Genomic DNA, 24276 nt, shown 5'->3' with positions numbered 1-24276 from the left:
CACTGTGACTGCGCTAAACCTGATTCCGGGCCAACTGAGCCTCGCCCAACTGCGGGCCATCTATCAGCAGCCGGTAACCCTCAGCCTGGATGACAGCGCATCGGCGCAGATCGACGCCAGCGTGGCGTGTGTCGAGCAGATCCTCGCCGAAAACCGCACCGCCTACGGCATCAACACCGGTTTTGGCCTGCTGGCCTCCACGCGTATCGCCAGCGCCGATCTGGAAAACCTCCAGCGTTCCCTGGTGTTGTCCCACGCCGCCGGTGTTGGCGAGCCGATCAGCGACGCGTTGGTGCGGCTGGTCATGGTGCTCAAGGTCAACAGCCTCAGCCGTGGCTTCTCCGGTATCCGCCGCGTGGTGATTGACGCGCTGATCGCGCTGATCAACGCAGAGGTGTACCCGCATATTCCTTTGAAAGGTTCGGTGGGCGCCTCCGGTGACTTGGCTCCCCTGGCCCACATGTCCCTCGTGCTGCTCGGCGAAGGCAAGGCGCGCTACAAAGGCGAATGGCTTGAAGCGAAAGACGCGCTCAAGATCGCCGGCCTCGCGCCGCTGACCCTGGCGGCGAAGGAAGGCCTGGCGCTGCTTAACGGTACTCAGGTGTCCACGGCGTATGCCTTGCGCGGCCTGTTCGAAGGTGAAGACCTGTTCGCCGGCGCCCTGGCGTGCGGCGGTCTTACCGTGGAAGCGGTGCTGGGTTCGCGCTCGCCCTTCGACGCACGCATTCATGCGGCTCGCGGTCAACGCGGGCAGATCGATTCGGCGGCGGCCTACCGTGATCTGCTGGGTGAAAGCAGCCAGGTCTCGCAGTCGCACCAGAACTGCGACAAGGTGCAGGATCCGTATTCCCTGCGTTGCCAGCCACAAGTCATGGGCGCCTGCCTGACCCAGTTCCGCCAGGCTGCCGAAGTGCTGGCGGTGGAGGCCAACGCCGTCTCCGATAACCCCCTGGTATTTGCCGCCGAAGGCGACGTGATTTCCGGCGGTAACTTCCACGCCGAGCCGGTGGCCATGGCCGCCGACAACATGGCACTGGCCATCGCCGAAATCGGTTCGCTCAGCGAGCGCCGTATCTCGCTGATGATGGACAAGCACATGTCCCAGTTGCCGCCGTTCCTGGTGGGCAATGGCGGGGTCAACTCCGGCTTCATGATCGCCCAGGTCACCGCCGCCGCGCTGGCCAGTGAGAACAAGGCATTGGCCCATCCCCACAGCGTCGACAGCCTGCCGACCTCCGCCAACCAGGAAGACCATGTTTCAATGGCCCCGGCTGCCGGCAAGCGCCTGTGGGAAATGGCCGAAAACACCCGTGGCATCCTCGCCGTGGAATGGCTGGCGGCGTGCCAGGGCCTGGACCTGCGCGAAGGCTTGAAAACCTCGCCGAAACTGGAAAAAGCCCGTGGCATCCTGCGCAGCAAAGTGGCGTTTTACGACAAGGACCGCTTTTTCGCCCCGGACATCATCGCCGCCAGTGAACTGCTCGCCGGCCGCTGCCTGAACGAGCTGGTCCCGGCCCGGTTGCTGCCGAGCCTGTAACCCAAGGAGTGTCGGATGAAAACCCTTTGGCAGCACTGCCACGTCGCAACCATGGCCCAGGGCAAGTACTCGATCATCGAGGATGCGGCCATGGTCACCGCCGGTTCGCTGATCGAGTGGATCGGCCCACGCAGCCAGGCGCCGAGCGCGGATTACGCCCAGGTCCACGACCTGCAAGGCGCGTGGGTAACCCCCGGGCTGATCGATTGCCACACTCATACGGTGTTCGGCGGCAACCGCAGCGGCGAATTCGAGCAACGCCTTGAAGGCGTGAGCTATGCCGAGATCGCGGCCCAGGGCGGCGGGATCGCCAGCACCGTGCGCGCCACCCGCGCCGCCAGTGAAGATGAACTGTTCGCCAGCGCTCATAAGCGCCTGCGCAGTCTGCTGCGTGACGGTGTGACCACGGTGGAAATCAAATCCGGCTACGGCCTGGACCTGGCCAACGAGCGCAAGATGCTGCGCGTGGCCCGACGCCTGGGGGAAGCGCTGCCGGTCAGCGTGCGCGCTACCTGCCTGGCCGCCCATGCCTTGCCGCCGGAGTACAAGGACCGTACCGACGACTATATCGAGCATATCTGCAGCGAAATGCTGCCGGCCCTGGCGGCCGAAGGGCTGGTGGATGCGGTGGATGCGTTCTGCGAATACCTGGCATTTTCCCCGGCACAGGTGGCCCGCGTGTTTGACGTCGCGCAGCAACTTGGCCTGCCGGTGAAGCTGCACGCCGAACAACTGTCCTCGCTGCACGGCTCCAGCCTGGCGGCGCGTTATCACGCATTGTCGGCGGACCACCTGGAGTTTATGACCGAAGAAGACGCCATCGCCATGGCCGCCGCCGGCACCGTTGCGGTGTTGCTGCCGGGGGCATTCTACTTTCTGCGTGAGACTCAGTTGCCGCCCATGGAGGCCCTGCGCAAGCACGGTGTGAAAATCGCCATCGCCAGCGACCTCAACCCCGGCACCTCGCCAGCGCTGTCTGTGCGCCTGATGCTGAACATGGCCTGCACCTTGTTCCGCATGACCCCGGAAGAAGCCCTGGCCGGCGCCACGCAACACGCGGCCACCGCCCTGGGCATGGGCCACACCCACGGTTCGCTGGAGGTGGGCAAGGTTGCGGATTTTGTCGCCTGGCAAATCGACCGTCCAGCCGACCTGGCTTACTGGCTGGGCGGCGAACTGGATAAACGCGTCGTGCGCCATGGCGTCGATGCCATCGTCTAAGGAGTACCGTTGTGGATAAGGTTCTGAACTTCAAACAAGGCCGCACACCGCTGCTGATCAGCATGCCTCACGCCGGCTTGCGCCTGACGCCTGCGGTAAAGGCCGGGCTGATCCCCGAGGCGCAAAGCTTGCCGGACACCGACTGGCATATTCCTTTGCTGTATGACTTTGCCGAGGAATTGGGTGCCAGCACCTTGTCGGCGGAGTATTCGCGGTTTGTCATCGATCTGAACCGACCGTCCGACGACACGCCGCTGTATGCCGGCGCCACCACCGGCCTGTACCCCAGGACCCTGTTCGATGGCGTGCCGTTGTTTCTCGACGGCCAGGAACCCTCCGAGGAAGAACGGGCGACCTACCTGCAGAAAATCTGGGGCCCCTACCACCGCGCGCTGCAGGAGGAGCTGGCACGCCTCAAGGCAGAGTTCGGCTATGCGCTGCTGTTCGATGCGCACTCGATTCGCTCGGTGATCCCGCACCTGTTCGACGGCAAACTGCCGGACTTCAACCTCGGCACCTTCAACGGCGCGGCCTGCGCCCCGGAACTGGCCGGCCAATTGGAAGCCATCTGCGCCAGGCACCCGCAGTACACCCATGTGCTCAACGGGCGCTTCAAGGGCGGGCATATCACCCGGCATTACGGCGACCCGGCCGAGAATATCCACGCCGTGCAGCTGGAATTGTGCCAGAGCACCTATATGGAGGAGTTCGAACCGTTCAAGTACCGCGCCGACCTGGCCGAGCCGACGCAGGTGGTGTTGAAACAGTTGCTCGAAGGCCTGCTGGCCTGGGGGCGCAAGCGTTACGGCTAGGCAGGATCTGCAGCGCAGGTCTTGCCCTCAGCCCAAGACAGCCCCAACCGTGGGAGGGGCCTGCCCTGGATAGCACCCTGCCAGGCACTTATCCCACCAATGGCTGGCTAAGCCTTCCTAAGCTGGGCGAAGGGCTGACACAGGTCTAAGCGCTCAAGGACATGCTCATTGCACAATTCGGGTTTATAGTGCCAGACGGCAGAATAATAGACGTCCCCCCAGGGATGAACCCGAACCCCTACGGAGCGCGCAATGCAGACTTGGTTCCCGCAGATCAAACCCTACGCCCGGCACGATCTGGCTGTCGATGACACGCATACCCTGTATGTCGATGAAAGTGGCTCCCCCGAAGGCTTGCCGGTTGTATTCATCCATGGTGGCCCCGGCGCCGGTTGCGATGCCCAAAGCCGTTGCTATTTCGATCCCAACCTGTATCGCATCGTTACCTTCGACCAGCGCGGTTGCGGTCGCTCTACGCCGCGCGCCAGCCTGGAGAACAACACCACCTGGGACCTGGTCGCCGACATGGAGCGCATCCGCGAGCACCTGGGCATCGATAAATGGGTGCTGTTCGGCGGTTCCTGGGGCTCGACCCTGGCGCTGGCCTATGCGCAGACCCATCCCGAGCGCGTGCATGGCCTGATCGTGCGCGGCATCTTCCTGGCCCGCCCGCAGGACATTCACTGGTTCTACCAGGAAGGCGCGAGCCGCCTGTTCCCGGATTACTGGCAGGATTACATCGCGCCGATCCCGGCCGACGAGCGTCACGACATGATCGCGGCGTATCACAAACGCCTCACCGGCAATGACCAGATCGCCCAGATGCACGCGGCCAAGGCCTGGTCCGGCTGGGAAGGGCGCATGCTCGGCCTGTGTCCGAGCCCGCAGCATGTGGAGCGGTTTTCCGAGCCGCAGCGGGCGCTGTCGATTGCGCGCATCGAGTGCCATTACTTCACCAACCACTCGTTCCTGGAGCCTGACCAGCTGATTCGCGATATGCACAAGATCGCGCACCTGCCTGGCGTAATCATCCACGGGCGCTACGATATGATCTGCCCGTTGGATAACGCCTGGGAATTACACCAGGCGTGGCCCAACAGCGAGCTGCAGGTGATCCGCGAGGCGGGCCATGCGGCGTCCGAGCCAGGCATCACGGATGCGCTGGTACGCGCGACCGGCGAAATGGCCCGGCGTTTGCTCGACCTGCCGCCTGAAGAAGCATGAAGGGCCTGCTGCAGCGGGTGCTTGGCGCCCGAGTCGAGGTGGCGGGTGAAACCGTGGGTGCCATCGACCAGGGGTTGCTGGTGCTGGTGGCGGTGGAGCCTTCAGATACGCCCGAAAGCGCCGACAAACTGCTGCACCGGCTGCTGAACTATCGGGTGTTCGGCGATGACGAAGGCAAGATGAACCTGTCGCTCAAGGACATTGACGGCGGATTGCTGCTGGTCTCGCAGTTCACCCTGGCGGCGGACACCAAGAGCGGGTTGCGGCCCAGCTTCTCCACAGCGGCCCCTCCGGCCCTGGGAGCGGCGCTTTTTGATCACTTGCTGTTACAAGCGCAACAATTGCATGGCAAGGTGGCTTCGGGCCGTTTTGGCGCGGATATGCAGGTGCATTTGGTCAATGATGGCCCTGTGACCTTCCTCCTGCAGACGTGAATGTATTGAAAACGACTTTTAATGCTTAAAAACGCAGGTTTTCGCTACAAATACTTCGTTGCCCCTGATGCGTTGTCTCGCGGGCTACTAGATAATCGCGCGCTACGGGGATCAGCGTTGTTTGGTCCATTTTTGACTTAGGTAGAGACTTGTCCGACATCCACTGGGGAATCATTTTGACCCAGGGGAGTCGGAACAATGCTCGCCAACCTGGCATATAGATAGCTGGCCGTTGGTTTTTTGATCTGTTTTCGGCGAGGGTTGCTCGTGATTGTTAGTCCCTGTAATGCACCAAAATTGTCTGCCAAACGGTTACGAAACGCACTGGTGACGGGCTCTGCCCTGTTTTGCCTGTTCGGCGCGGGTCAACTGTGGGCATTCAGTCTGGATGATGTGTCGGCCAAGGCAAAAGAGCTGGCTGGGCAGAAATACGAAGCTCCGCGCAGCAATCTGCCGAACGAATTCCGCGAAATGAAGTTCGCGGACTACCAGAAGATTCGTTTCCGCAATGAAAAAGCCGAGTGGGCCGATCAAAACACCCCGTTCAAGCTGTCCTTCTATCACCAGGGTATGCACTTCGATACACCGGTGAAAATCAACGAAGTGACCGCTGACAGCGTCCAGGAAATCAAATACGACCCGTCGCGTTTTGACTTCGGCGACGTGAAATTTGACCCTAAAGCCACCGAACAGCTGGGTTATGCCGGTTTCCGTGTGCTGTACCCGATCAACAAGGGCGACAAGCAAGACGAAATCATGACCATGCTCGGCGCCAGCTACTTCCGCGTCGTGGGCAAGGATCAGGTGTATGGCCTGTCCGCCCGCGGCATGGCGATCGACACCGCGCTGCCGTCCGGCGAAGAGTTCCCACGCTTCACCGAGTTCTGGATCGAGCGTCCTAAGCCGGGTGACAAGCACCTGGTGATCTTCGCCCTGTTGGACTCGCCACGCGCGACCGGCGCCTATCGCCTGACCCTGCGTCCGGGCACCGACACGGTGGTCGACGTCAAATCCCAGATGTACCTGCGCGACAAGGTCAGCAAGCTGGGCGTTGCCCCATTGACCAGCATGTTCCTGTTCGGCGCGAACCAGCCGTCCAAGGTGCTCAACTACCGTCGCGAGCTGCATGATTCCAGCGGCCTGTCGATCCATGCCGGCAACGGCGAGTGGATCTGGCGTCCACTGAACAACCCTAAACACCTGTCGGTCAGCAACTTCAGCGTAGAAAACCCGCGTGGTTTCGGTCTGCTGCAACGTGGCCGCAACTTCAGCCACTACGAAGACCTGGACGATAACTACGACAAGCGTCCAAGCGCCTGGATCGAACCTGAAGGCGATTGGGGCAAAGGCTCCGTGGACCTGGTTGAGATCCCGACCGCCGACGAGACCAACGACAACATCGTTGCGTTCTGGAGCCCGGAAAAACTGCCGGAAGTCGGCCAGCCGCTCGACGTCGCCTACCGCCTGCACTGGACCCTCGACGACGCCGCGTTCCACTCGCCGGACAGCGCGTGGGTCAAGCAGACCCTGCGTTCGACCGGTGACGTCAAGCAATCCAACCTGATCCGTCAGCCGGATGGCAGCGTCGCGTACCTGGTGGACTTCGAAGGCCCGTCCCTGAAAAAACTGCTGCCGGATGCGCCCGTGCGCAGCCAGGTGAGCGTGGGTGACAACGCTGAACTGGTTGAAAACAGCGTGCGTTACAACGAGCACACCAAAGGCTGGCGCCTGACCCTGCGCATGAAGATCAAGGACGCGAGCAAGCCGACCGAAATGCGTGCTGCCCTGGTGCAGGACGTTGCTCCGGCCGAGCCTGAGCATGTGTCCACCCAGGTTCTCAAGGCCGACAAGGTCCTGGCCAAGCAACATGAGAAGCAGGCCAAAAAAGACGCCAAGGACAAGGAAGCCAAGCAGCCGGAAGCTGCCCCAGCCACACCGGAGCCGATCAAGACTGAAGAAGTCCTGACCGAAACCTGGAGCTATCAGTTGCCTGCCGATGAGTAATTCCCAAGCCCAGCCAGAGACTCTGTCCGAGTATCTGGCGCATCTCCCGATGACCCCAGAGCAGCGCGCCGAACTGGCGGGCTGCACCTCCTTCGCCGAACTGCACGAGCGCCTGTCGTCCGCAACCTTCGACGCGCCGGTCGACGCCGCACAGGCGTCGGTTGGCCGCCGGTTGACGCTCAACACCGCCGAAGAGCTGCAGGACGCGGAAATGCTTGCGGTCGACGCCGCCGGTCGCGTGTGCCTTAAGGCCACGCCGCCGATCCGTCGTACCCGCGTAGTGCCGGAGCCGTGGCGCACCAATATCCTGGTGCGCGGCTGGCGTCGCATCACCGGGCGCAGCAACCCGCCCAGGCCGCCGAAGGATGAACGCGTACTGCCGGCCGCGCGCTGGCGCACCGTCGGCTCGATCCGCCGCTACATCCTGCTGGTGCTGATGCTGGGCCAGACCATCGTGGCCGGCTGGTACATGAAAGGCATCATGCCGTACCAGGGCTGGTCGCTGGTCGACTTCGACGAAATCCGCAACCAGACCTTGCTGCAGACCGCGACCCAGGTGCTGCCCTACGCGCTGCAGACCAGCATCCTGATCATGTTCGGGATTTTGTTCTGCTGGGTGTCGGCCGGTTTCTGGACGGCGCTGATGGGCTTCCTCGAATTGCTCACCGGTCACGATAAATACCGGATCTCCGGTAAAAGTGCCGGTGACGAGCCGATTCCGAAAGACGCCCGTACCGCGCTGGTGATGCCGATCTGCAACGAAGACGTGCCCCGGGTATTCGCCGGTCTGCGCGCCACGTTCGAATCGGTGGCCGCCACCGGTGACCTGGACCGTTTCGACTTCTTCGTGCTCAGCGACAGTAACGACGCCGACATCTGCATCGCCGAACAGCAGGCCTGGCTCGACGTGTGCCGCGAAGCCGGTGGCTTCGGCAAGATCTTCTATCGCCGTCGCCGTCGTCGCGTCAAACGCAAGAGCGGCAACCTCGACGACTTCTGCCGTCGTTGGGGCGGTGACTACAAGTACATGGTGGTGCTTGACGCCGACAGCGTCATGAGCGGCGAATGCCTGACCAGCCTGGTACGCCTGATGGAAGCCACGCCGGATGCCGGGATTATCCAGACTGCGCCACGTGCGTCGGGCATGGACACCCTGTATGCGCGCATGCAGCAGTTCGCCACCCGCGTGTACGGCCCGCTGTTCACCGCCGGCCTGCACTTCTGGCAGCTGGGTGAATCCCACTACTGGGGTCACAACGCTATCATCCGCATGAAGCCGTTTATCGAGCACTGCGCCCTGGCGCCGTTGCCGGGTAAAGGTGCGTTCGCCGGGTCCATCCTGTCCCACGACTTTGTTGAAGCGGCGCTGATGCGCCGTGCCGGCTGGGGCGTGTGGATTGCCTACGACCTGCCGGGCAGCTATGAAGAACTGCCGCCGAACCTGCTGGACGAACTCAAGCGTGACCGTCGCTGGTGCCACGGCAACCTGATGAACTTCCGTCTGTTCCTGGTTAAAGGCATGCACCCGGTACACCGTGCGGTGTTCCTGACCGGCGTGATGTCCTACCTGTCGGCGCCGTTGTGGTTCCTGTTTCTGGTGCTGTCCACCGCGCTGCTGGCGGTAAACACCCTGATGGAGCCGCAGTACTTCATGGCGCCGCGCCAGCTTTACCCGCTGTGGCCGCAATGGCATCCGGACAAGGCGGTGGCGCTGTTCTCCACCACCATCGTGCTGCTGTTCCTGCCTAAACTGCTGAGCATCATCCTGATCTGGGCCAAGGGCGCGAAAGAGTTCGGCGGCAAGTTCAAGGTCACGATGTCGATGCTGCTGGAGATGCTGTTCTCCATGCTGCTGGCGCCGGTGCGGATGATTTTCCACACCCGTTTCGTGCTCGCCGCCTTCCTCGGCTGGGCCGCGACCTGGAATTCGCCCAAGCGGGATGACGACTCCACCACGTGGGGCGAGGCGTTCAAACGCCACGGCACGCAAACCTTGCTGGGCTTCCTGTGGGCCTTGCTGGTGGTGTGGTTGAACCCAAGCTTCCTGTGGTGGCTGGTGCCGATCGTCGGTTCGCTGATGTTGTCGATTCCGGTGTCGGTGATCTCCAGCCGGGTGAACCTGGGCATCAAGTCCCGCGATGAGAGCCTGTTCCTCATTCCTGAGGAATACAATCCGCCGCAGGCGCTGTTGTCGACCGACAAGTACACCCACGAGAACCGTTGGCACGCGCTGCACGACGGCTTCGTGCGCTCGGTGGTCGACCCGCAGCAGAATGCCCTGGCCTGTGCACTGGCGACGTCGCGTCACGGCCAGGCCGAGCCGATCGAGTACCTGCGTGCCGAACGGGTTCGTCATGCCTTGAAGGTCGGTCCCGCCGGCCTCAACAATGCCGAACGCGTGGCTTTGCTCAGCGACCCGGTGGCCCTGGCTCGCCTGCACGAGCAGGTCTGGAGCGAAGGGCATCCCGAATGGCTCGCCGCCTGGCGTGACTCGATCAAGGCCGACCCTCACGCGCCGTTGCTGCCGTTGCAACCGCAGTCGTCCCAGGCCCAACCAGCCTGATTCAGACACCCCCGAGGGCTCACCTCGGGGGTGTTTCAAGCGCAGTTCCTACAGCGCTTACCGCTTGCCTCCTATCGCCGTAACCTCTTGTTATTTCGAAACAAAATACCCGGTTCCAGGGCGTATTGACGTGCCCGTGAGTAGGTTAGGATCGCCCCCAAATTCGACTCGGCCACAGGGGGATTCATGATCAAAAGGTACTGTTCGGCGTTGCTGATGGGGGCTGTCGCGTTGATTCACAACGGCGTGACGCAGGCGGGCGCCATTGACGATGCTGTGCGGCGGGGCGTGCTGAAAGTAGGCACTACGCCCACCTACATTCCTTTTGAAATGACCGATAAGCAGGGCCGCATCGTCGGTTTTGAAATCGACCTGCTCAAGGAAATGAGTCAAGCCATGGGCGTCGAGCTTGAGCTGGTCGCCGTGCCGTATACCGAGCTGTTGCCGGGGCTGCTGGCGAAAAAATTCGACATCATCGGCAGCGGCATGACCGTCACCCAGGAGCGCAACCTGAAGCTCAACTTCAGCGACTCCTTCATCGTGGTCGGCCAGACCGTGCTGCTGCACCCAAGCCTGGCCGGCAAAGTCACCAGCGTGGAAGATCTGGACGATGCCGGTTATCGCATCGCTGTCACCGAAGGCACCACCGGCGAAGTCGCGGCGAAACGCTTCCTGGGAGCGGCCCGATTGAGCAGCTTTGCCACCCCGGAGGAGGGCGTGCGCCAAGTCGTCAACGGAAACGCCGATGCGTTTATCCACGACGCGCCCTACAACCTGATCGCCCTGAGCCGGATGCAAAACAGCCGGTTATTGCTGCTGGAGCAGCCGTTCACCTTTGAGCCCTTGGCCTTCGGCTTGAAAAAAGGCGATTTCGACAGCCTCAACTGGATCAACCACTTTCTCAATCAAGTGGCCCAGGACGGCACCTACGATCGCCTGCATGACAAGTGGTTCAAGGACACGGGCTGGCTGGTGGGCGTCGACTGACCGCTGAGGGTTTGCATATCGGTGTCTCGCAGGTATTCCGACAAGCGCCGACAACAATTGCCTGTGAAACCTTTGTGACAGGCGGCGAGTGGGTTAGGATCGCACCCCGAAATGGTGCAGCCCTTTTGCGCGCCGACCTTATAAGAATGGTTCAGGGGACTTGATGATGAAAAAGTATCTTTCGATGCTGCTGCTGGGCGTCACCGCACTGGTTGCCGCCCATGCGGCCCAGGCCGGCGCCATCGACGATGCGGTCAAGCGCGGCACGTTGAAAGTGGGCATGGACCCGACGTATATGCCGTTCGAAATGACGGACAAGCGCGGCGAGATCATTGGCTTCGAAGTCGACATCCTCAAGGCCCTGGCCAAGTCCATGGGCGTCAAGCTGGAGCTGGTCTCCACCGGCTACGACGGCATCATCCCGGCCTTCCTGACCGGCAAGTTCGACATGATCGGCAGCGGCATGACCCTGACCCAGGAGCGCAACCTGCGCCTCAACTTCAGCGAACCGTTCATCGTGGTCGGCCAGACCCTGCTGATTCGCAAGGACCTGGAAGGCACCATCAAGTCCTACAAAGACCTGAACGACGAGAAATACCGCCTGACCTCCAAGCTCGGCACCACCGGGGAAATGGTCGCCAAAAAGCTGATCGCCAAGGCCAAGTACCATGGCTACGACAACGAGCAGGAAGGCGTGCTGGACGTGGTCAACGGCAAGGCCGATGCCTTTGTGTATGACGCTCCATATAACGTGGTGGCCGAGAAGAAAGTCGGCAATGGCAAGCTGGTGTTCCTGGAAGAACCCTTCACCTTCGAGCCTCTGGCATTTGGTTTAAAGAAAGGCGACTACGACAGCATCAACTACATCAACAACTTCCTGCACCAGATCAGGAACGACGGCACCTACGATCGCATCCATGACAAGTGGTTCAAGAGCTCCGAGTGGCTCAAGGACATGGAATAAGGTCTGACTGAACACCGCGTAGCGCCCATCGCGGGCAAGCCCGCTCCCACCGTCGACAGTTGGAACTCGGTCAAGTTGTGGGAGTGGGGCTTGCCCACGATGGCGGCCTGCCAGGCAACACACATCCGGAAAGTGAAATGAAACAGAAAAAAGCCCAATGGCCCTGGCACCTGCTGACCGTGGTCGTGCTGGTCGGCCTGGCGGGCGCCCTGTACTACGCCACCTCGTTGATGTCCTACGAATGGCGCTGGAACCGCGTGCCGCAGTACTTCGCTTATCAGGCCGAGCAAGCCGAGCGTGCAGCGGACATCTCCACCGTCATCGAGCTGGTCCGCAAAGGCGACGTGGCCGAAGTGACCCTGCGCAATGACGCAGGCGCCGAGCAAAAGGTGACGGTCGCCGACAATAGCCTGCACGTGGCCCGTGGTGACGATGTCGCCGAAGGCGATGTCATTGGCGTAAACCGGCATTGGGCATTGGGCCCGCTGATGTGGGGCTTGTGGACCACGCTGTGGCTGTCGGTGGTGTCCGGCATTCTCGGGCTGGCGATTGGCCTGGCGACCGGTCTGTGCCGCTTGTCCAGCAACCCGACCCTGCGTGACCTGTCGACGCTCTACGTCGAATTGGTGCGCGGCACGCCGCTGCTGGTGCAGATTTTCATTTTCTATTTCTTTATCGGCACGGTGCTCAACCTGTCCCGCGAGTTTGCCGGGATCGCCGCACTGTCGCTGTTCACCGGGGCCTATGTGGCGGAAATCGTGCGCGCCGGCGTGCAGTCCATCACCCGTGGCCAGGACGAAGCCGCACGCTCCCTGGGCCTGAGTGCCAGCCAGTCGATGCGCCACGTTGTGTTGCCGCAGGCGTTCAAGCGCGTGCTGCCGCCGCTGGCCGGGCAATTTATCAGCCTGGTGAAGGACACCTCGCTGGTGTCGGTAATCGCCATCACCGAACTGCTCAAGAGCGGCCGCGAAGTGATCACCACCTCGTTCTCGCCGTTCGAAATCCTGTTCTGCGTCGCAGGGTTGTACCTGCTGATCAACCTGCCGCTGTCGAAAATGGCTAGCCGGCTTGAGCGGAGGCTCGCGCAAAGTGATTGAAGTCCGCGATCTGGTAAAAGTCTTCGACACCCGTGGCCAGGTGGTGCGCGCGGTGGATAACGTTACCACCCAGGTGGCCAGGGGCGAAGTGCTGGTGGTAATCGGCCCGTCCGGCTCCGGCAAATCGACGTTCCTGCGCTGCCTCAATGGCCTGGAAGAATTCGACTCGGGCTCGGTGAGCATCGACGGCCTGCAACTGGCCGACCCGAAAACCGATGTGAATGCCTACCGCCGTGAAGTCGGTATGGTGTTCCAGCATTTCAACCTGTTCCCCCACATGACAGTGCTGGAGAACCTGTGCCTGGCGCAGAAGGTTGTGCGCAAGCGCGGCAAGCAAGAGCGCGAGGCCAAGGCCCTGGCGCTGCTGGAGAAGGTTGGTATTGCGCAAAAAGCCAATGAGTTTCCGTCCCGTTTGTCCGGCGGCCAGCAGCAGCGCGTCGCCATCGCCCGTGCGCTGGCGATGGAACCCAAGGTCATGCTGTTCGACGAGCCCACGTCGGCGCTCGACCCGGAGATGGTCGGCGAAGTACTCGACGTGATGAAAACCCTGGCCCTGGAAGGCATGACCATGGTCTGCGTCACCCACGAAATGGGCTTTGCCCGCGAAGTGGCCGACCGGGTGCTGTTTTTCGACCACGGCAAGTTGCTGGAAGACGCGGCGCCGGCGGAGTTTTTCGAGGCGCCCAAAGACCCTCGCGCCCAAGCGTTCCTGCGTCAGGTTCTGTAGTGCTGTCAGGCCGGTTTAGAGCTTGAATCTATCGATCAGCGTCTGCAGATCCAGGCTCAACCGGGTCAACTGAACGCTTGCCGTCGCAGTCTCCTCGCTGGCGGCGGCGGTTTGTTCGGATACGTCCCTCACCTTCAATACGCTGCGATTGATCTCTTCGGCTACCGCGCTTTGTTCCTCGGCGGCTGCGGCAATCTGCGGGTTCATTTCCTGGATGACCGACACCGTGCGGGCAATGGCCATCAGTGCGTCGCCGGCGTCGCGGGTCAACTGCACGCTGTGGTCGGTCAGGCTGCGACTGCTGTCCATGATGTCCGCGACTTGCTGGGTGCCGTTGTTCAATCCGAGGATCAAGCCTTCGATTTCTTCGGCCGACTCCTGGGTGCGTTGGGCCAGGCTGCGCACTTCATCGGCGACTACCGCAAAGCCTTGGCCGGCACTCCCCGCGCGGGCCGCTTCAATGGCCGCATTTAATGCCAGCAGGTTGGTCTGCTGCGACACCGACTTGATCACGTCCAGCACGCTGCCGATCTTCTGGCTTTCCCGCTGCAGCCTCAGCATCGCCTGGCCGGAAAGCTCCATTTCACTGGCCAGGTTGCCGATCTGCTCGATCGCCTGCGCGACCACTTTGTCACCGGCGCTGGCCTGCAGGTCGGCTTCATTGGCCGCCTGCGAGGCTTGCTCGGCATGCCGGGCGACTTCCTGGGCGGTGGCGAGCATTTGGTTCATGGCGGTGGCGACCTGGTCGGTTTCTTCCTTCTGATTGTTCACCCCGGTGCGTGTCTGTTCGGTGACGGTGGAGAGCTGCCCGGCCGCGCCGGCGATCTGCCGCGCACTGTCGCCAATGCCGCTGATCAGCTCGCGCAGGTTGAGGGTCATGCGCCGGATGCTGTGCTGTAACTGGCCCAGCTCATCCTGGCGCTGTGTCTCGGCATCATGGCTAAGGTTGCCCTCGGCAACGCGATTGGCGGCAGCGAGGGCCTGGCGCAACGGCAGGGTGATCAGCCGCGCAATCCACCAGGCGGCGAGGCCCCCAAGCAGCAGCGCAGCCGCCGTGACACTGACCAGCAGCGTGCGGGTGTGATCCGCCTCCAGGTCGCGCTTGGCGGTCTGGCCCTGGCTGACTTGATCGCTGTGCTCCAGTAACTGGTCCAGTTGCTGTTCGAATCTGTCCTGCACGGTTTCGGTCTTGACCTGGGCCTCCTTGAGCAGGAGCAACTGGGTGCGGTAGTTGTCCAGGTCGGTTTTGAGCAATGTTGAATTCACCGGCAGGCGGGTGACGGCCGTCAGCGCAACGTTCAGCGCCTCCAGTGTCCGGTCGACGGCCTCGGTGTAGGCTTGCAACGACGTGGCGGCCCAGGCCGGGCTCTGGGCGCGATCCTCCGCGTGCTCCATGGCCTGGCGCAATGCCTCGATGGCGTCGAGGGCGCTCTGATCCTCCTGGTCGGGCAATTCGCTGGCCAGTTGCGCGAGGGTGTCGCTGGCCTGGAGCGAGACTTTTTTGAGGGGCGGGCGAATACTTTCACGGTGCTCGATCAAGTCGGGCAACTCGCTGATCTCTTCTTTGAAAAGCGCCACCAGGCGCTCCGCTTCTCTGATGTGTTGCAGGTCGTTGGGGTCTTTGAGGGTCTGGGACAAGTAGCCCAGGTGCTCATCGATAGTTGCGATCTGCGCATTCATTTTGCCCAGGCTGGCGGCGTCACTGAGGGTTCGATAAAGGATACGGTCGGCACGCATGGCCTCGGCCGACACGGCCAATTGCCCCAGAACGGTCAGGTTGCCCGACCGAAACAACGCGGCATTCAGGGCTTGCCAGCCTGTCACCGCAATCACCAGGCTGAGCAACAGCACTTGGACAAAGCCCAGGGCGAGTTTGATGCGGACGCTGGCATTGACCAGCAAGCGGATCAGTTGAGGAAACATGGGTTGAGCTCCTAATCTGAAAAAAGCGCTTCTCGACGGAAGAAACGCTAAATCGATTCGGAGACCCGAGGGGCTGATAACCGCGTAGGAAATTTCACAACTTGCCCTGCGCGACGACCAGGGGCGGCCGTCGCGCAGGACGGATCAGATGCGGAAGCGTCCGACCAGGGTCTGCAAGTAAACGCCCAGGCGGGCCAACTCGGCGCTGGAGGCGGCGGTTTCTTCGCTGGCGGCCGAGGTTTGCTCGGACACGTCGCGCACGTTGAGCACGCTGCGGTTGATCTCTTCGGCCACCGCGCTCTGCTGCTCGGCGGCCGTGGCGATCTGCGAGTTCATCGCCTGGATTGTCGATACCGTGCGCGTGATGCTGGCCAGGGCGCTGCCGGCGCGGCGGGTCAGTTCGACGCTGCTGTCGGTAAGGCCACGGCTGTTGTCCATGATGCTCGCCACTTGCTGGGTACCGCTTTGCAGGCCGGCAATCAGTTCTTCGATCTCTTCGGTGGACTTCTGGGTGCGCTGGGCGAGGCTGCGCACTTCATCGGCCACGACCGCGAAACCGCGCCCGGCTTCACCGGCGCGCGCGGCTTCAATGGCCGCATTAAGGGCCAGCAGGTTGGTTTGCTGGGCCACGGATTTGATCACGTCGAGCACGCTGCCGATCTTGTCGCTTTCGCGCTTGAGATGGCCCATGGCTTCGGTGGAGTTGCCCACCTCGGTGGCCAGGCGTTCGATCTGCGTGATGGCTTCGTTGACGACTTTGTCGCCTTCGCGAGCCTGCTGGTCCGCCGCCACGGCGGCTTCCGAGGCTTCTTCGGCGTTGCGTGCCACTTCCTGCACCGTTGCAGCCATCTCGTTCATCGCGGTGGCCACCTGATCGGTCTCGACCTTCTGGCTGTTGACCCCGGCGCTGGTCTGTTCGGTCACGGCCGACAGTTGCTCGGCGGCACTGGCGATCTGGGTGACGCCTTCGCTGATGCCGCCGATCAACTCGCGCAGGCCCACGGTCATGCTCTGCATGGCGCGCTGCAATTGGCCCAGTTCGTCCTGGCGCAGTGAGGTCAGGTTGTGGCTCAGGTCGCCTGAAGCGACGCGTTCGGCGACCTTGAGGGTCTGCTCCAGTGGAATGATGATCTGGCGGGTGATGGCCCATGCGGCCACCAGGCCTACGATCAGCGCCAGGACGGTGGCGAGCAACAACAGGTTTTTTGCGTGGGCGGCATCGGTGTCGCGCACGACGGTCTGGGACGCGGTCAACTTGTCGCTGCGGTCCAGCAAGGTATCGCCTTGTGCGCCCATGATTTTTACCGCGGCGGCGCTCGCTACCTGGGAATCGCGGTATTGGCTGACTGCGGCGCGGTAGGCTTGCAGCGAGACGCTGGCCTGTTGCAGGTTGGTCGAAAATTGATCAGGGAGTTGGCCATTGAGGCTGGTGATTTTCTTCAAGGCGTTGTCGATGGCATCCAGCGCGGGTTGTTCGGCTTCGACTTTGCCGCTGTAGGTGTAGCCGCGCACCTGGAAGCGGGCCTGCTGAATCAGCTTGCTCAGGTCGACGATGCTGTTGAACTGGCTGACGCTTTCGCCTTGCAGCAGAGCCTTTTCAACTTCAGCGACCTTGAGTACCGCATTGTCGGCGGTATCGCCCAATTTGCTGCGGGCGTTTTCGCGGTTGGCACCGGCTTGCGCCATGGCGTCGAACGCGCGCTTGTAGGCGTCGACCGCCGCTAATTGTTCGTCGATCAAGGCAATGTCGGCAGGCTGCTCGATCAGCGTGCGCGCGGTTTTCAGGCCGCCGTCCAATTTATCCAGCAGGCCGTTGACGGCGGTCGTGCCCTGTTCGCCACGGCGCATTTCGTAATCCATGCGTGCGATACGCAGGTCTTTGGTCAGGTCGTTGAGGCTGGCGATATACCCCAGCTTGTCACCGCGACTGATCACGCCCGACAGGCCGGTCCAGCCGGTGAGCGTGATCATCAAGGTCAAGAGCAGCACCAGGCCGAAGCCCACGGCCAGCTTGGTTTTAACGCTGACATTTCCCAGTTTTTCGGCTAACCAACGGTACATGCTGCAAACTCCCCTGGAACAAGGCTTGGACTTATTCAGGAGTTATCGGCCTGCCTGCGCAATTCTGTAGCGACGCTGTCCCCCTCAACCCAGGCACTTCGGCGTGTCAGGTGGAACCGCGTCGCGTGGAAGGGGGCCGCTTTGCGTCCCAGCGCAGGGCAAGCCTGCTCACCACAGGGCAAGCCTGCACACCACAGAGTTATTGGAGCCTTTGGTTCCACTGCGTGCTCAGTGTTAACTGAAAAAATGTGGGAGGGGCAGGTCGTGTTAGAAGAGGCGGGCGAGCAGGGCGGTGACGGCCGTTTCGACGCGCAGGATACGCGCGCCCAATTGCACCGGCTGCAAGCCGGCCTTGGTCAGCAGCTCCACCTCGTAGGGGATCCAGCCGCCTTCCGGGCCGATCGCCAGTGTGACCGGCTCATCCAGTGCGCGCGGGCACGCCGGGTAATCCCCGGGATGGCCGATCAGGCCCAGTGTGCCGTCAGTCATGGCCGGCAGGCGGTCTTCGACGAATGGTTTGAAGCGCTTCTCGATGATGATTTCAGGCAGCACTGTGTCCCGCGCCTGCTCCAGGCCCAGGACCAGTTGCTCGCGAATCGCCTCGGGCGCCAGGAACGGGGTCTGCCAGAAACTTTTCTCCACCCGGTAGCTATTGACCAGCACCACCTTGGGCACACCCATGGACGCCACGGTCTGCAGCACCCGACGCAGCATCTTCGGGCGTGGCAGGGCCAGCAGCAGGGTCAGCGGCAGTTTGTCCGGGGGCGGCAGATCGAAGCTGACCTGCAACTCAGCCTCCGTGGCGTCAAGGCGCAGCAGTTGCGCGTTGCCCATCAGCCCACCGATGCGCCCGACGCGCAGGTTATCGCCCACCGTTGCACGATGGACATCCTGCATATGCACCAGGCGCCGATCGCGCAGGATCACCCGGTCGGCCGCGATAAAGTCGGCGTCTTCCAGCAGCAGCAGGTTCACGGTTGCGTCGCTGGCGGCTGGTCGTCGTCGGCGGGTTGGTCATCCGGGTGGTCGCTGCGCTTGCTGATCAGCCCGCTGAACAGAATGCCGATCTCGAACAGCATCCACATCGGCACGGCCAGCAGGGTCTGGGAAAAGATGTCCGGCGGGGTCAGGATCATGCCGACCACGAAGCAGCCGATGATCACGTAAGGGCGGATCTTCTTCAGGTATTTAACGTCGACCACGCCGATCCACACCAGCAGCACCACCGCCACCGGGATTTCGAAGGCCACGCCAAAGGCGAAGAACAGCGTCATCACAAAGTCGAGGTAGCTGGTGATATCGGTCATCATCTCCACGCCGGCCGGGGTGGCGGCGGCGAAGAATTTGAAGATCAACGGGAACACCAGGAAGTAGGCGAACGCCATGCCGGTGTAGAACAGCAGGATGCTCGACACCAGCAGCGGCACCGCGATGCGCTTCTCATGCTTGTACAGGCCCGGTGCGATAAAGCCCCAGATCTGATGCAGGATCACCGGGATCGCCAGGAACAGCGAGACCATCATCGTCAGCTTCAACGGCGTGAGAAACGGCGATGACACATCGGTGGCGATCATCGTCGCGCCGGCCGGCAGGTACTGGCGCAGGGGCGTGGAGACGAACGTATAGATCTGCTGGGTAAAGGCAAACAGCCCGGCAAAGATAATGAAGATGGCCGCTACGCAACGCAGCAGGCGGGTACGCAGCTCGGTGAGGTGCGAGACCAGCGGCATGTGCTGGTCGTTTTCCGGTTTATCAGCGCTCATGGGGCTCGCGGCGGCAATGTAGGGTCATGGGGAGCCGGCGACGCGGTCGGCGCCGGTGCTGGCTCCGGCGGGGTCGGCGCGGCCTCGATGGCGGGTGCCGGTGCAATGCTGTGTTCAATCACAGGCGCTGCCGGTTTGTCCGGCTCCTGCACGGGCGACAGGATCTTGCGCGCCTCCTGCTCCAACGACAGGATGTGTTCGTTGTGCAGTTGCCGGCGAATTTCGTCGGCGCCGATTTCCCGTTCAACTTCCTGTTTGATGGCGTTGAAACTGCGTTTCAGGCGCCCGATCCACAGGCCGGCCGTGCGTGCCGCGCCGGGCAGGCGTTCCGGCCCCAGCACCAGCAAGGCGACGAGGCCGACGAGGAGCAGTTCAGAGAAGCTGATACCAAACATTAGTCAGTGCTCACGAGTCTTTGCGGGTCGGCTCTTCGACTTTTTCGGCCTGCACGTCGAAGGTGCGACGCTCGGTGATCGGCTGGGCGGCCTGAGGGTGCACAGGCTGGGCTGGTGGCACCGGGTTGGCGGCAGGGTCGGCAGGCTTCTCATCGTCGTTCATGGCCTTGCGAAAGCCCTTGATCGACTCGCCGACGTCGGTGCCGAGGTTTTTCAGTTTCTTGGTGCCGAACACCAGCACCACCACCACCAGAATGACGATCCAGTGTTTCCAGTCAAAAATGCCCATGCTGCAAATCCTCTAATAAACGTTATTCAAGCGGACGGGCGCGAGGCCTTTTCGGCATGCCCGGACAGGCCGAAGCGACGGTCCAGTTCATCCAGCACGGCCTGCGGATGCTGCCCCAGTTGGGCGAGCATGACCAGGCTGTGGAACCACAGGTCGGCGGTCTCGTAGATCACATCGCTGCAGTCGCCACTGATCTGGGCGTCCTTGGCGGCAATGATGGTCTCGATCGATTCTTCGCCGAGCTTCTCCAGGATCTTGTTCAAGCCCTTGTGGTACAGGCTGGCGACGTAGGAGCTGTCGGCGTCCGCACCTTTGCGGTCCTCCAGCACCTGGGCCACACGGTTCAGGGTATCGCTCATGTTCAGTGTCCTGCGGAGTAAATGGCGTGCGGGTCTTTAAGCACCGGTTCGACCACTTTCCATTCGCCGTCCTCGAACACGCGATAGAAACAGCTGTGACGGCCGGTGTGGCAGGCAATGCCGCCGATCTGCTCGACTTTCAGGATAACGACATCCGCATCGCAATCCAGACGCAGCTCGTGCAGGGTCTGCACATGCCCGGACTCTTCGCCCTTGCGCCACAGTTTGCCACGCGAACGTGACCAGTAGATGGCGCGCTGCTCGGTGGCAGTAAGGCTCAGGGCCTCGCGGTTCATCCAGGCCATCATCAGCACGCGCCCGGTCTTGTAGTCCTGGGCAATGGCCGGCACCAGGCCGTCACTGTCCCATTTGATTTCGTCCAGCCAGTCTTTCATGTTCGGCTCCGGCAATTTGCGACAGTGTATAACCGGATGGGTTATCGACGCACGATCAGATAAACACCCACCGCGACCATGATGCCGGCTGGCCAGTGGCCCAATTGGGTCGGCGTGCCGCCGATCGCCAGCATCACGCCACCCACCAGGTGGGCCGCACCCAGCAGGCGCAGGAACCAGTCGTCCCGGCGCTGGCGCCAGGGTGGCGCGGGGTCTTTGGCATGGGGCTGGGACATGCGTTCGAGCAGGTCGCGGGTCATATTGGCCAGGTGCGGCAGTTGTTCGAACTGGCTGTGCAGGTTGCCCAGCAGGGTCTTCGGGCTGACCCGCTCGCGCATCCAGCGTTCCAGGAAGGGCTGCGCCGTCGCCCACAAATCGAGGTCCGGGTACAGCTGGCGACCCAGGCCTTCGATGTTGAGCAGGGTCTTTTGCAGCAGGACCAACTGCGGCTGCACTTCCATATTGAAGCGCCGCGCGGTCTGGAACAGGCGCATCAGTACCTGGCCAAATGAAATATCTTTTAATGGTTTTTCAAAGATCGGCTCGCACACGGTACGGATTGCCGCTTCGAACTCATTGAGCTTGGTCTCCGCCGGCACCCAGCCCGAATCGATGTGCAGTTGCGCCACGCGGCGGTAATCGCGCTTGAAGAAGGCGAACAGGTTGCGCGCCAGGTAATCCTGGTCTTCCGGCGTGAGGCTGCCGACGATGCCGCAGTCGATCGCGATGTACTGCGGGCTCCACGGGTTGACGGTGCTGACGAAAATGTTGCCCGGATGCATGTCGGCGTGGAAAAAACTGTCGCGGAACACTTGGGTGAAGAAGATTTCCACGCCGCGCTCGGCGAGCATTTTCATGTCGGTGCGCTGGTCGGCCAGGGTGGCCAGGTCAGTGACCTGCACGCCATAGATGCGCTCCATCACCAGCACTTTCGGGCGACACCAGTCCCAGTACACCTGCGGCACGTACAGCAACTGCGAGCCTTCGAAGTTGCGGCGCAACTGGCTGGCATTGGCGGCCTCGCGCAGCAGGTCGAGCTCGTCGTAGATGGTTTTTTCGTAGTCCGCGACCACATCCACCGGGTGCAGCAGGCGTGCGTCGGCGCTGAAACGCTCGGCGGCGCGGGCGAGGATGAACAGCCATGCCAGGTCCTGGCCGATGATCGGCTTGAGGCCGGGGCGAATCACCTTGACCACCACTTCTTCGCCGGTCTTGAGCTGCGCCGCGTGCACCTGCGCCACCGAGGCCGAGGCCAGCGGCTCGACGTCGAAGCGGCTGAACACTTCGCTGATCTTGCGGCCCAGTTGCTCTTCGATCAGCTTCATCGATTGCTGGGAATCGAACGGCGGCACGCGGTCCTGCAGCAGCATCAGTTCGTCGGCGATGTCTTCGGGCAACAGGTCGCGACGAGTGGAGAGGATCTGCCCGAACTTGATAAAGATCGGCCCCAGGTCCTGCAACGCCAGGCGCAGGCGCGCGCCACGGCTGAGCGCCAGGCGTCTGCGCGGAAACCAGCGCCACGGCAGCACATAACGCACCGCCAGCAGGAACCACGGCAGCGGCAGGGCGAACAGCAGGTCATCGAGGCGGTAGCGGATTACGACGCGCTGGATACGAAACAAACGGCGGACGGCGAGCAGCTTCATGCGTTATCGCTTGGATCAAGGGAACGGCTCAGGCGCTCGAGGCGGGCCTCAAGGCGTTCCAGGTCGATTTTGGCCTTGTCGAGTTCGCGAAAGCGCGCTTGCGCTTCCCGTTGCCCGACCAGGGTGCGCGATTCTTCGCTCAGGTATTCGGCGAGATTCTGGTTAAGACTGGCGAACCCTTGCTGGTACCAACGTGCGCGGCTGCGCAGGTGGCCGCTGATCAACTGGGTGGCGACGGGGCCGATCCAGCGCGAGAGCTCGTATTCCCAATCCAGTTCCAGATCCTGCAGCACGGCGGCCAGATCCATCAGCACCGCGCTGTCGCCTTCCAGCTCCACTTCGGTGCTGTGCAGGATGGCGGTCTTGTTGCGGCTCAGCGCCAGGTGCAACAGGCTCGATGCCGGCGCGCGCAGGGTGCAGTCGGCGTCGGCGGCCCATTGGGTCGCCAGCATCAGGCCTTCGTCGCTGGGCAGGATAAACAGCTGCAGGGCAGGGCTGCTGCAGTCCACGGCGATGACCTTGCCGTTCAAGTGCGCAAGCCGCGCCAGAGCGGTGCTGTCCAGGCGCAGTACACGGTTGAGGCCGTGTTCGACGCTGGCGAGAAGGCCCTTGAGCAGCATCAGGGCTTGATACCGCGATGCAGGGCGACGATGCCCGAGGTCATGTTGTGGTAGGTCACGCGGTCGAAGCCGGCCTCTACCATCATCGACTTCAGGGTTTCCTGGTCAGGGTGCATGCGGATCGATTCGGCCAGGTAGCGGTAGCTCTCGGCGTCATTGGTGATCAGCTTGCCCATCAACGGCATGAAGGCGAAGGAGTAGGTGTCGTAGACCTTGGACATCAGCGCGTTGGTCGGCTTGGAGAACTCCAGCACCAACAAGCGGCCACCGGGCTTGAGCACGCGCAGCATCGAGCGGATCGCGTCTTCCTTGTGGGTCACGTTGCGCAGGCCGAAGGCGATGGTCACGCAGTCGAAGTGGTTGTCGGGGAACGGCAGCTTTTCAGCGTCGGCCTGGACGAATTCGATATTGCCGGCCACGCCCTTGTCGAGCAGGCGGTCGCGGCCGACCTTGAGCATCGAGCCGTTGATGTCTGCCAATACCACCTGGCCGGTCGGGCCGACGAGCTTGGAAAACTTGGCGGCCAGGTCGCCGGTGCCGCCGGCGATGTCCAGCACGCGATTGCCGGGGCGTACGCCCGACAACTCGATGGTGAAGCGCTTCCACAGGCGGTGCATGCCACCGGAGAGCACATCGTTCATCAGGTCGTACTTGGCGGCTACCGAGTGGAACACCTCAGCGACTTTTTCCGCTTTCTGGCTTTCCGGGACGTTCTTGAAGCCGAAGTGAGTGGTGGGTTCGGCATCGCTGCCTTTGCGCTGATCAGTCATATCGCTGTCACCAAAAGAGAATGCGGCACATGATAATCCCCAAGGCCTGCTTTGTCTTGGCAAGGCTGCAGGTAAGATAGGCGGCCACCGAGGCGTTTTGCCGCATTCACAGGGTGCAAGTCGCTGTTTTTCAAGTCTCTGCAAGAGGAATCATCGCAATGGCCCGTATCACCGTTGAGCGTGCACACTCCCTGGGTAAAGAAGGGGCGCGGGCAAAGGCCGACAAGTTGGCCAGTAAACTCAAGGAACAATATGGCGTGGACTCCTCCTGGTCCGGCGATACCCTGAACCTCAAGCGCTCCGGGGTTAAGGGCACGGTAGCCGTTGAAGACGATTCACTGCGTATCGATGTGGAACTGGGCCTGTTGATGTCGGCCATGAGCGGCACTCTCAAGGCCGAAATCGAAAAAGCCCTGGACAAGGCGTTGGCCTGACCGGTTGCCGTTAGGGTGCCGATTCTAATTTTTGCTCCTACTTTGTGCCCA

General features: G+C 62.1%; 23 protein-coding genes. 12 read left to right on the top strand and 11 right to left on the bottom strand.

Annotated features, from left to right (window positions below; genetic code table 11):
- The first annotated feature begins 4 nt into the window (after positions 1–4).
- From hutH to QRN10_RS00885, 11 genes are all read left to right on the top strand, one after another.
- Positions 5–1537, top strand: coding sequence for a histidine ammonia-lyase (gene hutH, locus QRN10_RS00935; protein ID WP_181080307.1), 1533 nt, complete (start codon positions 5–7; stop codon positions 1535–1537).
- A gap of 15 nt (positions 1538–1552) precedes the next feature.
- The gene (hutI, locus tag QRN10_RS00930) at positions 1553–2758 is read left to right on the top strand and encodes an imidazolonepropionase (protein WP_181080308.1); all 1206 of its coding nucleotides are present in this window, start codon (positions 1553–1555) and stop codon (positions 2756–2758) included.
- Between the two features lie 11 nt (positions 2759–2769).
- Entirely contained in the window at positions 2770–3570 is an 801-nt protein-coding gene (hutG, locus tag QRN10_RS00925) for an N-formylglutamate deformylase (RefSeq protein WP_253510027.1), read from the top strand.
- 252 nt (positions 3571–3822) lie between these two features.
- Positions 3823–4794 carry a prolyl aminopeptidase gene (pip, locus tag QRN10_RS00920; protein WP_181080310.1) on the top strand — a complete coding sequence of 324 codons (972 nt, stop codon included), beginning with the start codon at positions 3823–3825 and terminating at the stop codon, positions 4792–4794.
- Positions 4791–5228, top strand: coding sequence for a D-aminoacyl-tRNA deacylase (dtd, locus tag QRN10_RS00915; protein WP_181080311.1), 438 nt, complete (start codon positions 4791–4793; stop codon positions 5226–5228). Before pip ends, dtd begins: the two co-directional genes overlap by 4 nt.
- A gap of 324 nt (positions 5229–5552) precedes the next feature.
- Positions 5553–7232, top strand: coding sequence for a glucan biosynthesis protein G (locus QRN10_RS00910; RefSeq protein WP_219855356.1), 1680 nt, complete (start codon positions 5553–5555; stop codon positions 7230–7232).
- Complete coding sequence (gene mdoH / locus QRN10_RS00905; protein WP_285427704.1) at positions 7225–9795, top strand: glucans biosynthesis glucosyltransferase MdoH; 2571 nt, start codon at positions 7225–7227, stop codon at positions 9793–9795. The genes QRN10_RS00910 and mdoH overlap by 8 nt, the downstream gene beginning before the upstream one ends.
- A 186-nt stretch (positions 9796–9981) precedes the next feature.
- Positions 9982–10782 carry a transporter substrate-binding domain-containing protein gene (locus QRN10_RS00900; RefSeq protein ID WP_285427703.1) on the top strand — a complete coding sequence of 267 codons (801 nt, stop codon included), beginning with the start codon at positions 9982–9984 and terminating at the stop codon, positions 10780–10782.
- A gap of 166 nt (positions 10783–10948) precedes the next feature.
- Positions 10949–11746 carry a transporter substrate-binding domain-containing protein gene (locus QRN10_RS00895; protein WP_181080315.1) on the top strand — a complete coding sequence of 266 codons (798 nt, stop codon included), beginning with the start codon at positions 10949–10951 and terminating at the stop codon, positions 11744–11746.
- A gap of 137 nt (positions 11747–11883) precedes the next feature.
- Positions 11884–12843 carry an amino acid ABC transporter permease gene (locus tag QRN10_RS00890; RefSeq protein ID WP_181080316.1) on the top strand — a complete coding sequence of 320 codons (960 nt, stop codon included), beginning with the start codon at positions 11884–11886 and terminating at the stop codon, positions 12841–12843.
- Positions 12836–13570, top strand: coding sequence for an amino acid ABC transporter ATP-binding protein (locus QRN10_RS00885; protein WP_181080317.1), 735 nt, complete (start codon positions 12836–12838; stop codon positions 13568–13570). Before QRN10_RS00890 ends, QRN10_RS00885 begins: the two co-directional genes overlap by 8 nt.
- Positions 13571–13585: 15 nt before the next feature.
- Here QRN10_RS00885 and QRN10_RS00880 read toward each other — a convergent pair whose 3' ends face one another.
- The 11 genes from QRN10_RS00880 to ubiE form a co-directional block, all read right to left on the bottom strand.
- Positions 13586–15493 (bottom strand): methyl-accepting chemotaxis protein, encoded by a 1908-nt coding sequence (locus tag QRN10_RS00880; protein ID WP_285427702.1) that lies wholly within the window; start codon positions 15491–15493, stop codon positions 13586–13588.
- A 144-nt stretch (positions 15494–15637) separates the two neighbouring features.
- Entirely contained in the window at positions 15638–17554 is a 1917-nt protein-coding gene (locus QRN10_RS00875) for a methyl-accepting chemotaxis protein (RefSeq protein ID WP_253510033.1), read from the bottom strand.
- 267 nt (positions 17555–17821) lie between these two features.
- Positions 17822–18529 carry a 16S rRNA (uracil(1498)-N(3))-methyltransferase gene (locus QRN10_RS00870; protein WP_181080320.1) on the bottom strand — a complete coding sequence of 236 codons (708 nt, stop codon included), beginning with the start codon at positions 18527–18529 and terminating at the stop codon, positions 17822–17824.
- On the bottom strand, positions 18526–19317 hold the full coding sequence (gene tatC / locus QRN10_RS00865) for a twin-arginine translocase subunit TatC (protein WP_181080321.1): 792 nt from the start codon (positions 19315–19317) through the stop codon (positions 18526–18528). Before tatC ends, QRN10_RS00870 begins: the two co-directional genes overlap by 4 nt.
- Positions 19314–19712 carry a Sec-independent protein translocase protein TatB gene (gene tatB, locus QRN10_RS00860; protein ID WP_181080322.1) on the bottom strand — a complete coding sequence of 133 codons (399 nt, stop codon included), beginning with the start codon at positions 19710–19712 and terminating at the stop codon, positions 19314–19316. Before tatB ends, tatC begins: the two co-directional genes overlap by 4 nt.
- Positions 19713–19722: 10 nt before the next feature.
- Positions 19723–20001 (bottom strand): twin-arginine translocase TatA/TatE family subunit, encoded by a 279-nt coding sequence (locus QRN10_RS00855; protein ID WP_017738835.1) that lies wholly within the window; start codon positions 19999–20001, stop codon positions 19723–19725.
- A 26-nt stretch (positions 20002–20027) separates the two neighbouring features.
- Entirely contained in the window at positions 20028–20360 is a 333-nt protein-coding gene (locus QRN10_RS00850; RefSeq protein WP_027605032.1) for a phosphoribosyl-ATP diphosphatase, read from the bottom strand.
- A gap of 2 nt (positions 20361–20362) precedes the next feature.
- Positions 20363–20755 (bottom strand): phosphoribosyl-AMP cyclohydrolase, encoded by a 393-nt coding sequence (gene hisI / locus QRN10_RS00845; RefSeq protein ID WP_181080323.1) that lies wholly within the window; start codon positions 20753–20755, stop codon positions 20363–20365.
- 41 nt (positions 20756–20796) lie between these two features.
- A complete protein-coding gene (gene ubiB / locus QRN10_RS00840) occupies positions 20797–22401 on the bottom strand; it encodes a ubiquinone biosynthesis regulatory protein kinase UbiB (RefSeq protein WP_253510037.1) in 1605 nt (534 codons plus the stop codon).
- The gene (locus QRN10_RS00835) at positions 22398–23021 is read right to left on the bottom strand and encodes a ubiquinone biosynthesis accessory factor UbiJ (protein WP_285427701.1); all 624 of its coding nucleotides are present in this window, start codon (positions 23019–23021) and stop codon (positions 22398–22400) included. The genes ubiB and QRN10_RS00835 overlap by 4 nt, the downstream gene beginning before the upstream one ends.
- On the bottom strand, positions 23021–23791 hold the full coding sequence (gene ubiE, locus QRN10_RS00830; protein ID WP_034095486.1) for a bifunctional demethylmenaquinone methyltransferase/2-methoxy-6-polyprenyl-1,4-benzoquinol methylase UbiE: 771 nt from the start codon (positions 23789–23791) through the stop codon (positions 23021–23023). The genes QRN10_RS00835 and ubiE overlap by 1 nt, the downstream gene beginning before the upstream one ends.
- 158 nt (positions 23792–23949) lie before the next feature.
- On the opposite strand from ubiE, the gene QRN10_RS00825 reads away from it, so the two are divergent.
- Positions 23950–24225 carry a polyhydroxyalkanoic acid system family protein gene (locus QRN10_RS00825; RefSeq protein ID WP_181080326.1) on the top strand — a complete coding sequence of 92 codons (276 nt, stop codon included), beginning with the start codon at positions 23950–23952 and terminating at the stop codon, positions 24223–24225.
- Positions 24226–24276 lie beyond the last annotated feature (51 nt).

Origin of the sequence: Pseudomonas sp. lyk4-R2A-8 (genome assembly GCF_030209095.1) — a bacterium.
GTDB classification, from domain to species: Bacteria; Pseudomonadota; Gammaproteobacteria; order Pseudomonadales; family Pseudomonadaceae; genus Aquipseudomonas; species Aquipseudomonas quebecensis.
Note: the sequence above shows the minus strand (reverse complement) of the source record. Positions and strands in the feature narration are given on the sequence as shown.

Coding starts and splice junctions, on each gene's coding strand:
- QRN10_RS00855 (WP_017738835.1), bottom strand. CDS start 20,001: ATGGGCATTTTTGACTGGAAACACTGGATCGTCATTCTGGTGGTGGTG.
- hisI (WP_181080323.1), bottom strand. CDS start 20,755: ATGAAAGACTGGCTGGACGAAATCAAATGGGACAGTGACGGCCTGGTG.
- ubiE (WP_034095486.1), bottom strand. CDS start 23,791: ATGACTGATCAGCGCAAAGGCAGCGATGCCGAACCCACCACTCACTTC.
- QRN10_RS00825 (WP_181080326.1), top strand. CDS start 23,950: ATGGCCCGTATCACCGTTGAGCGTGCACACTCCCTGGGTAAAGAAGGG.
- QRN10_RS00890 (WP_181080316.1), top strand. CDS start 11,884: ATGAAACAGAAAAAAGCCCAATGGCCCTGGCACCTGCTGACCGTGGTC.
- mdoH (WP_285427704.1), top strand. CDS start 7,225: ATGAGTAATTCCCAAGCCCAGCCAGAGACTCTGTCCGAGTATCTGGCG.
- QRN10_RS00895 (WP_181080315.1), top strand. CDS start 10,949: ATGAAAAAGTATCTTTCGATGCTGCTGCTGGGCGTCACCGCACTGGTT.
- QRN10_RS00850 (WP_027605032.1), bottom strand. CDS start 20,360: ATGAGCGATACCCTGAACCGTGTGGCCCAGGTGCTGGAGGACCGCAAA.
- QRN10_RS00835 (WP_285427701.1), bottom strand. CDS start 23,021: ATGCTGCTCAAGGGCCTTCTCGCCAGCGTCGAACACGGCCTCAACCGT.
- QRN10_RS00875 (WP_253510033.1), bottom strand. CDS start 17,554: ATGTACCGTTGGTTAGCCGAAAAACTGGGAAATGTCAGCGTTAAAACC.
- dtd (WP_181080311.1), top strand. CDS start 4,791: ATGAAGGGCCTGCTGCAGCGGGTGCTTGGCGCCCGAGTCGAGGTGGCG.
- pip (WP_181080310.1), top strand. CDS start 3,823: ATGCAGACTTGGTTCCCGCAGATCAAACCCTACGCCCGGCACGATCTG.
- QRN10_RS00880 (WP_285427702.1), bottom strand. CDS start 15,493: ATGTTTCCTCAACTGATCCGCTTGCTGGTCAATGCCAGCGTCCGCATC.
- ubiB (WP_253510037.1), bottom strand. CDS start 22,401: ATGAAGCTGCTCGCCGTCCGCCGTTTGTTTCGTATCCAGCGCGTCGTA.
- hutI (WP_181080308.1), top strand. CDS start 1,553: ATGAAAACCCTTTGGCAGCACTGCCACGTCGCAACCATGGCCCAGGGC.
- tatB (WP_181080322.1), bottom strand. CDS start 19,712: ATGTTTGGTATCAGCTTCTCTGAACTGCTCCTCGTCGGCCTCGTCGCC.
- tatC (WP_181080321.1), bottom strand. CDS start 19,317: ATGAGCGCTGATAAACCGGAAAACGACCAGCACATGCCGCTGGTCTCG.
- QRN10_RS00900 (WP_285427703.1), top strand. CDS start 9,982: ATGATCAAAAGGTACTGTTCGGCGTTGCTGATGGGGGCTGTCGCGTTG.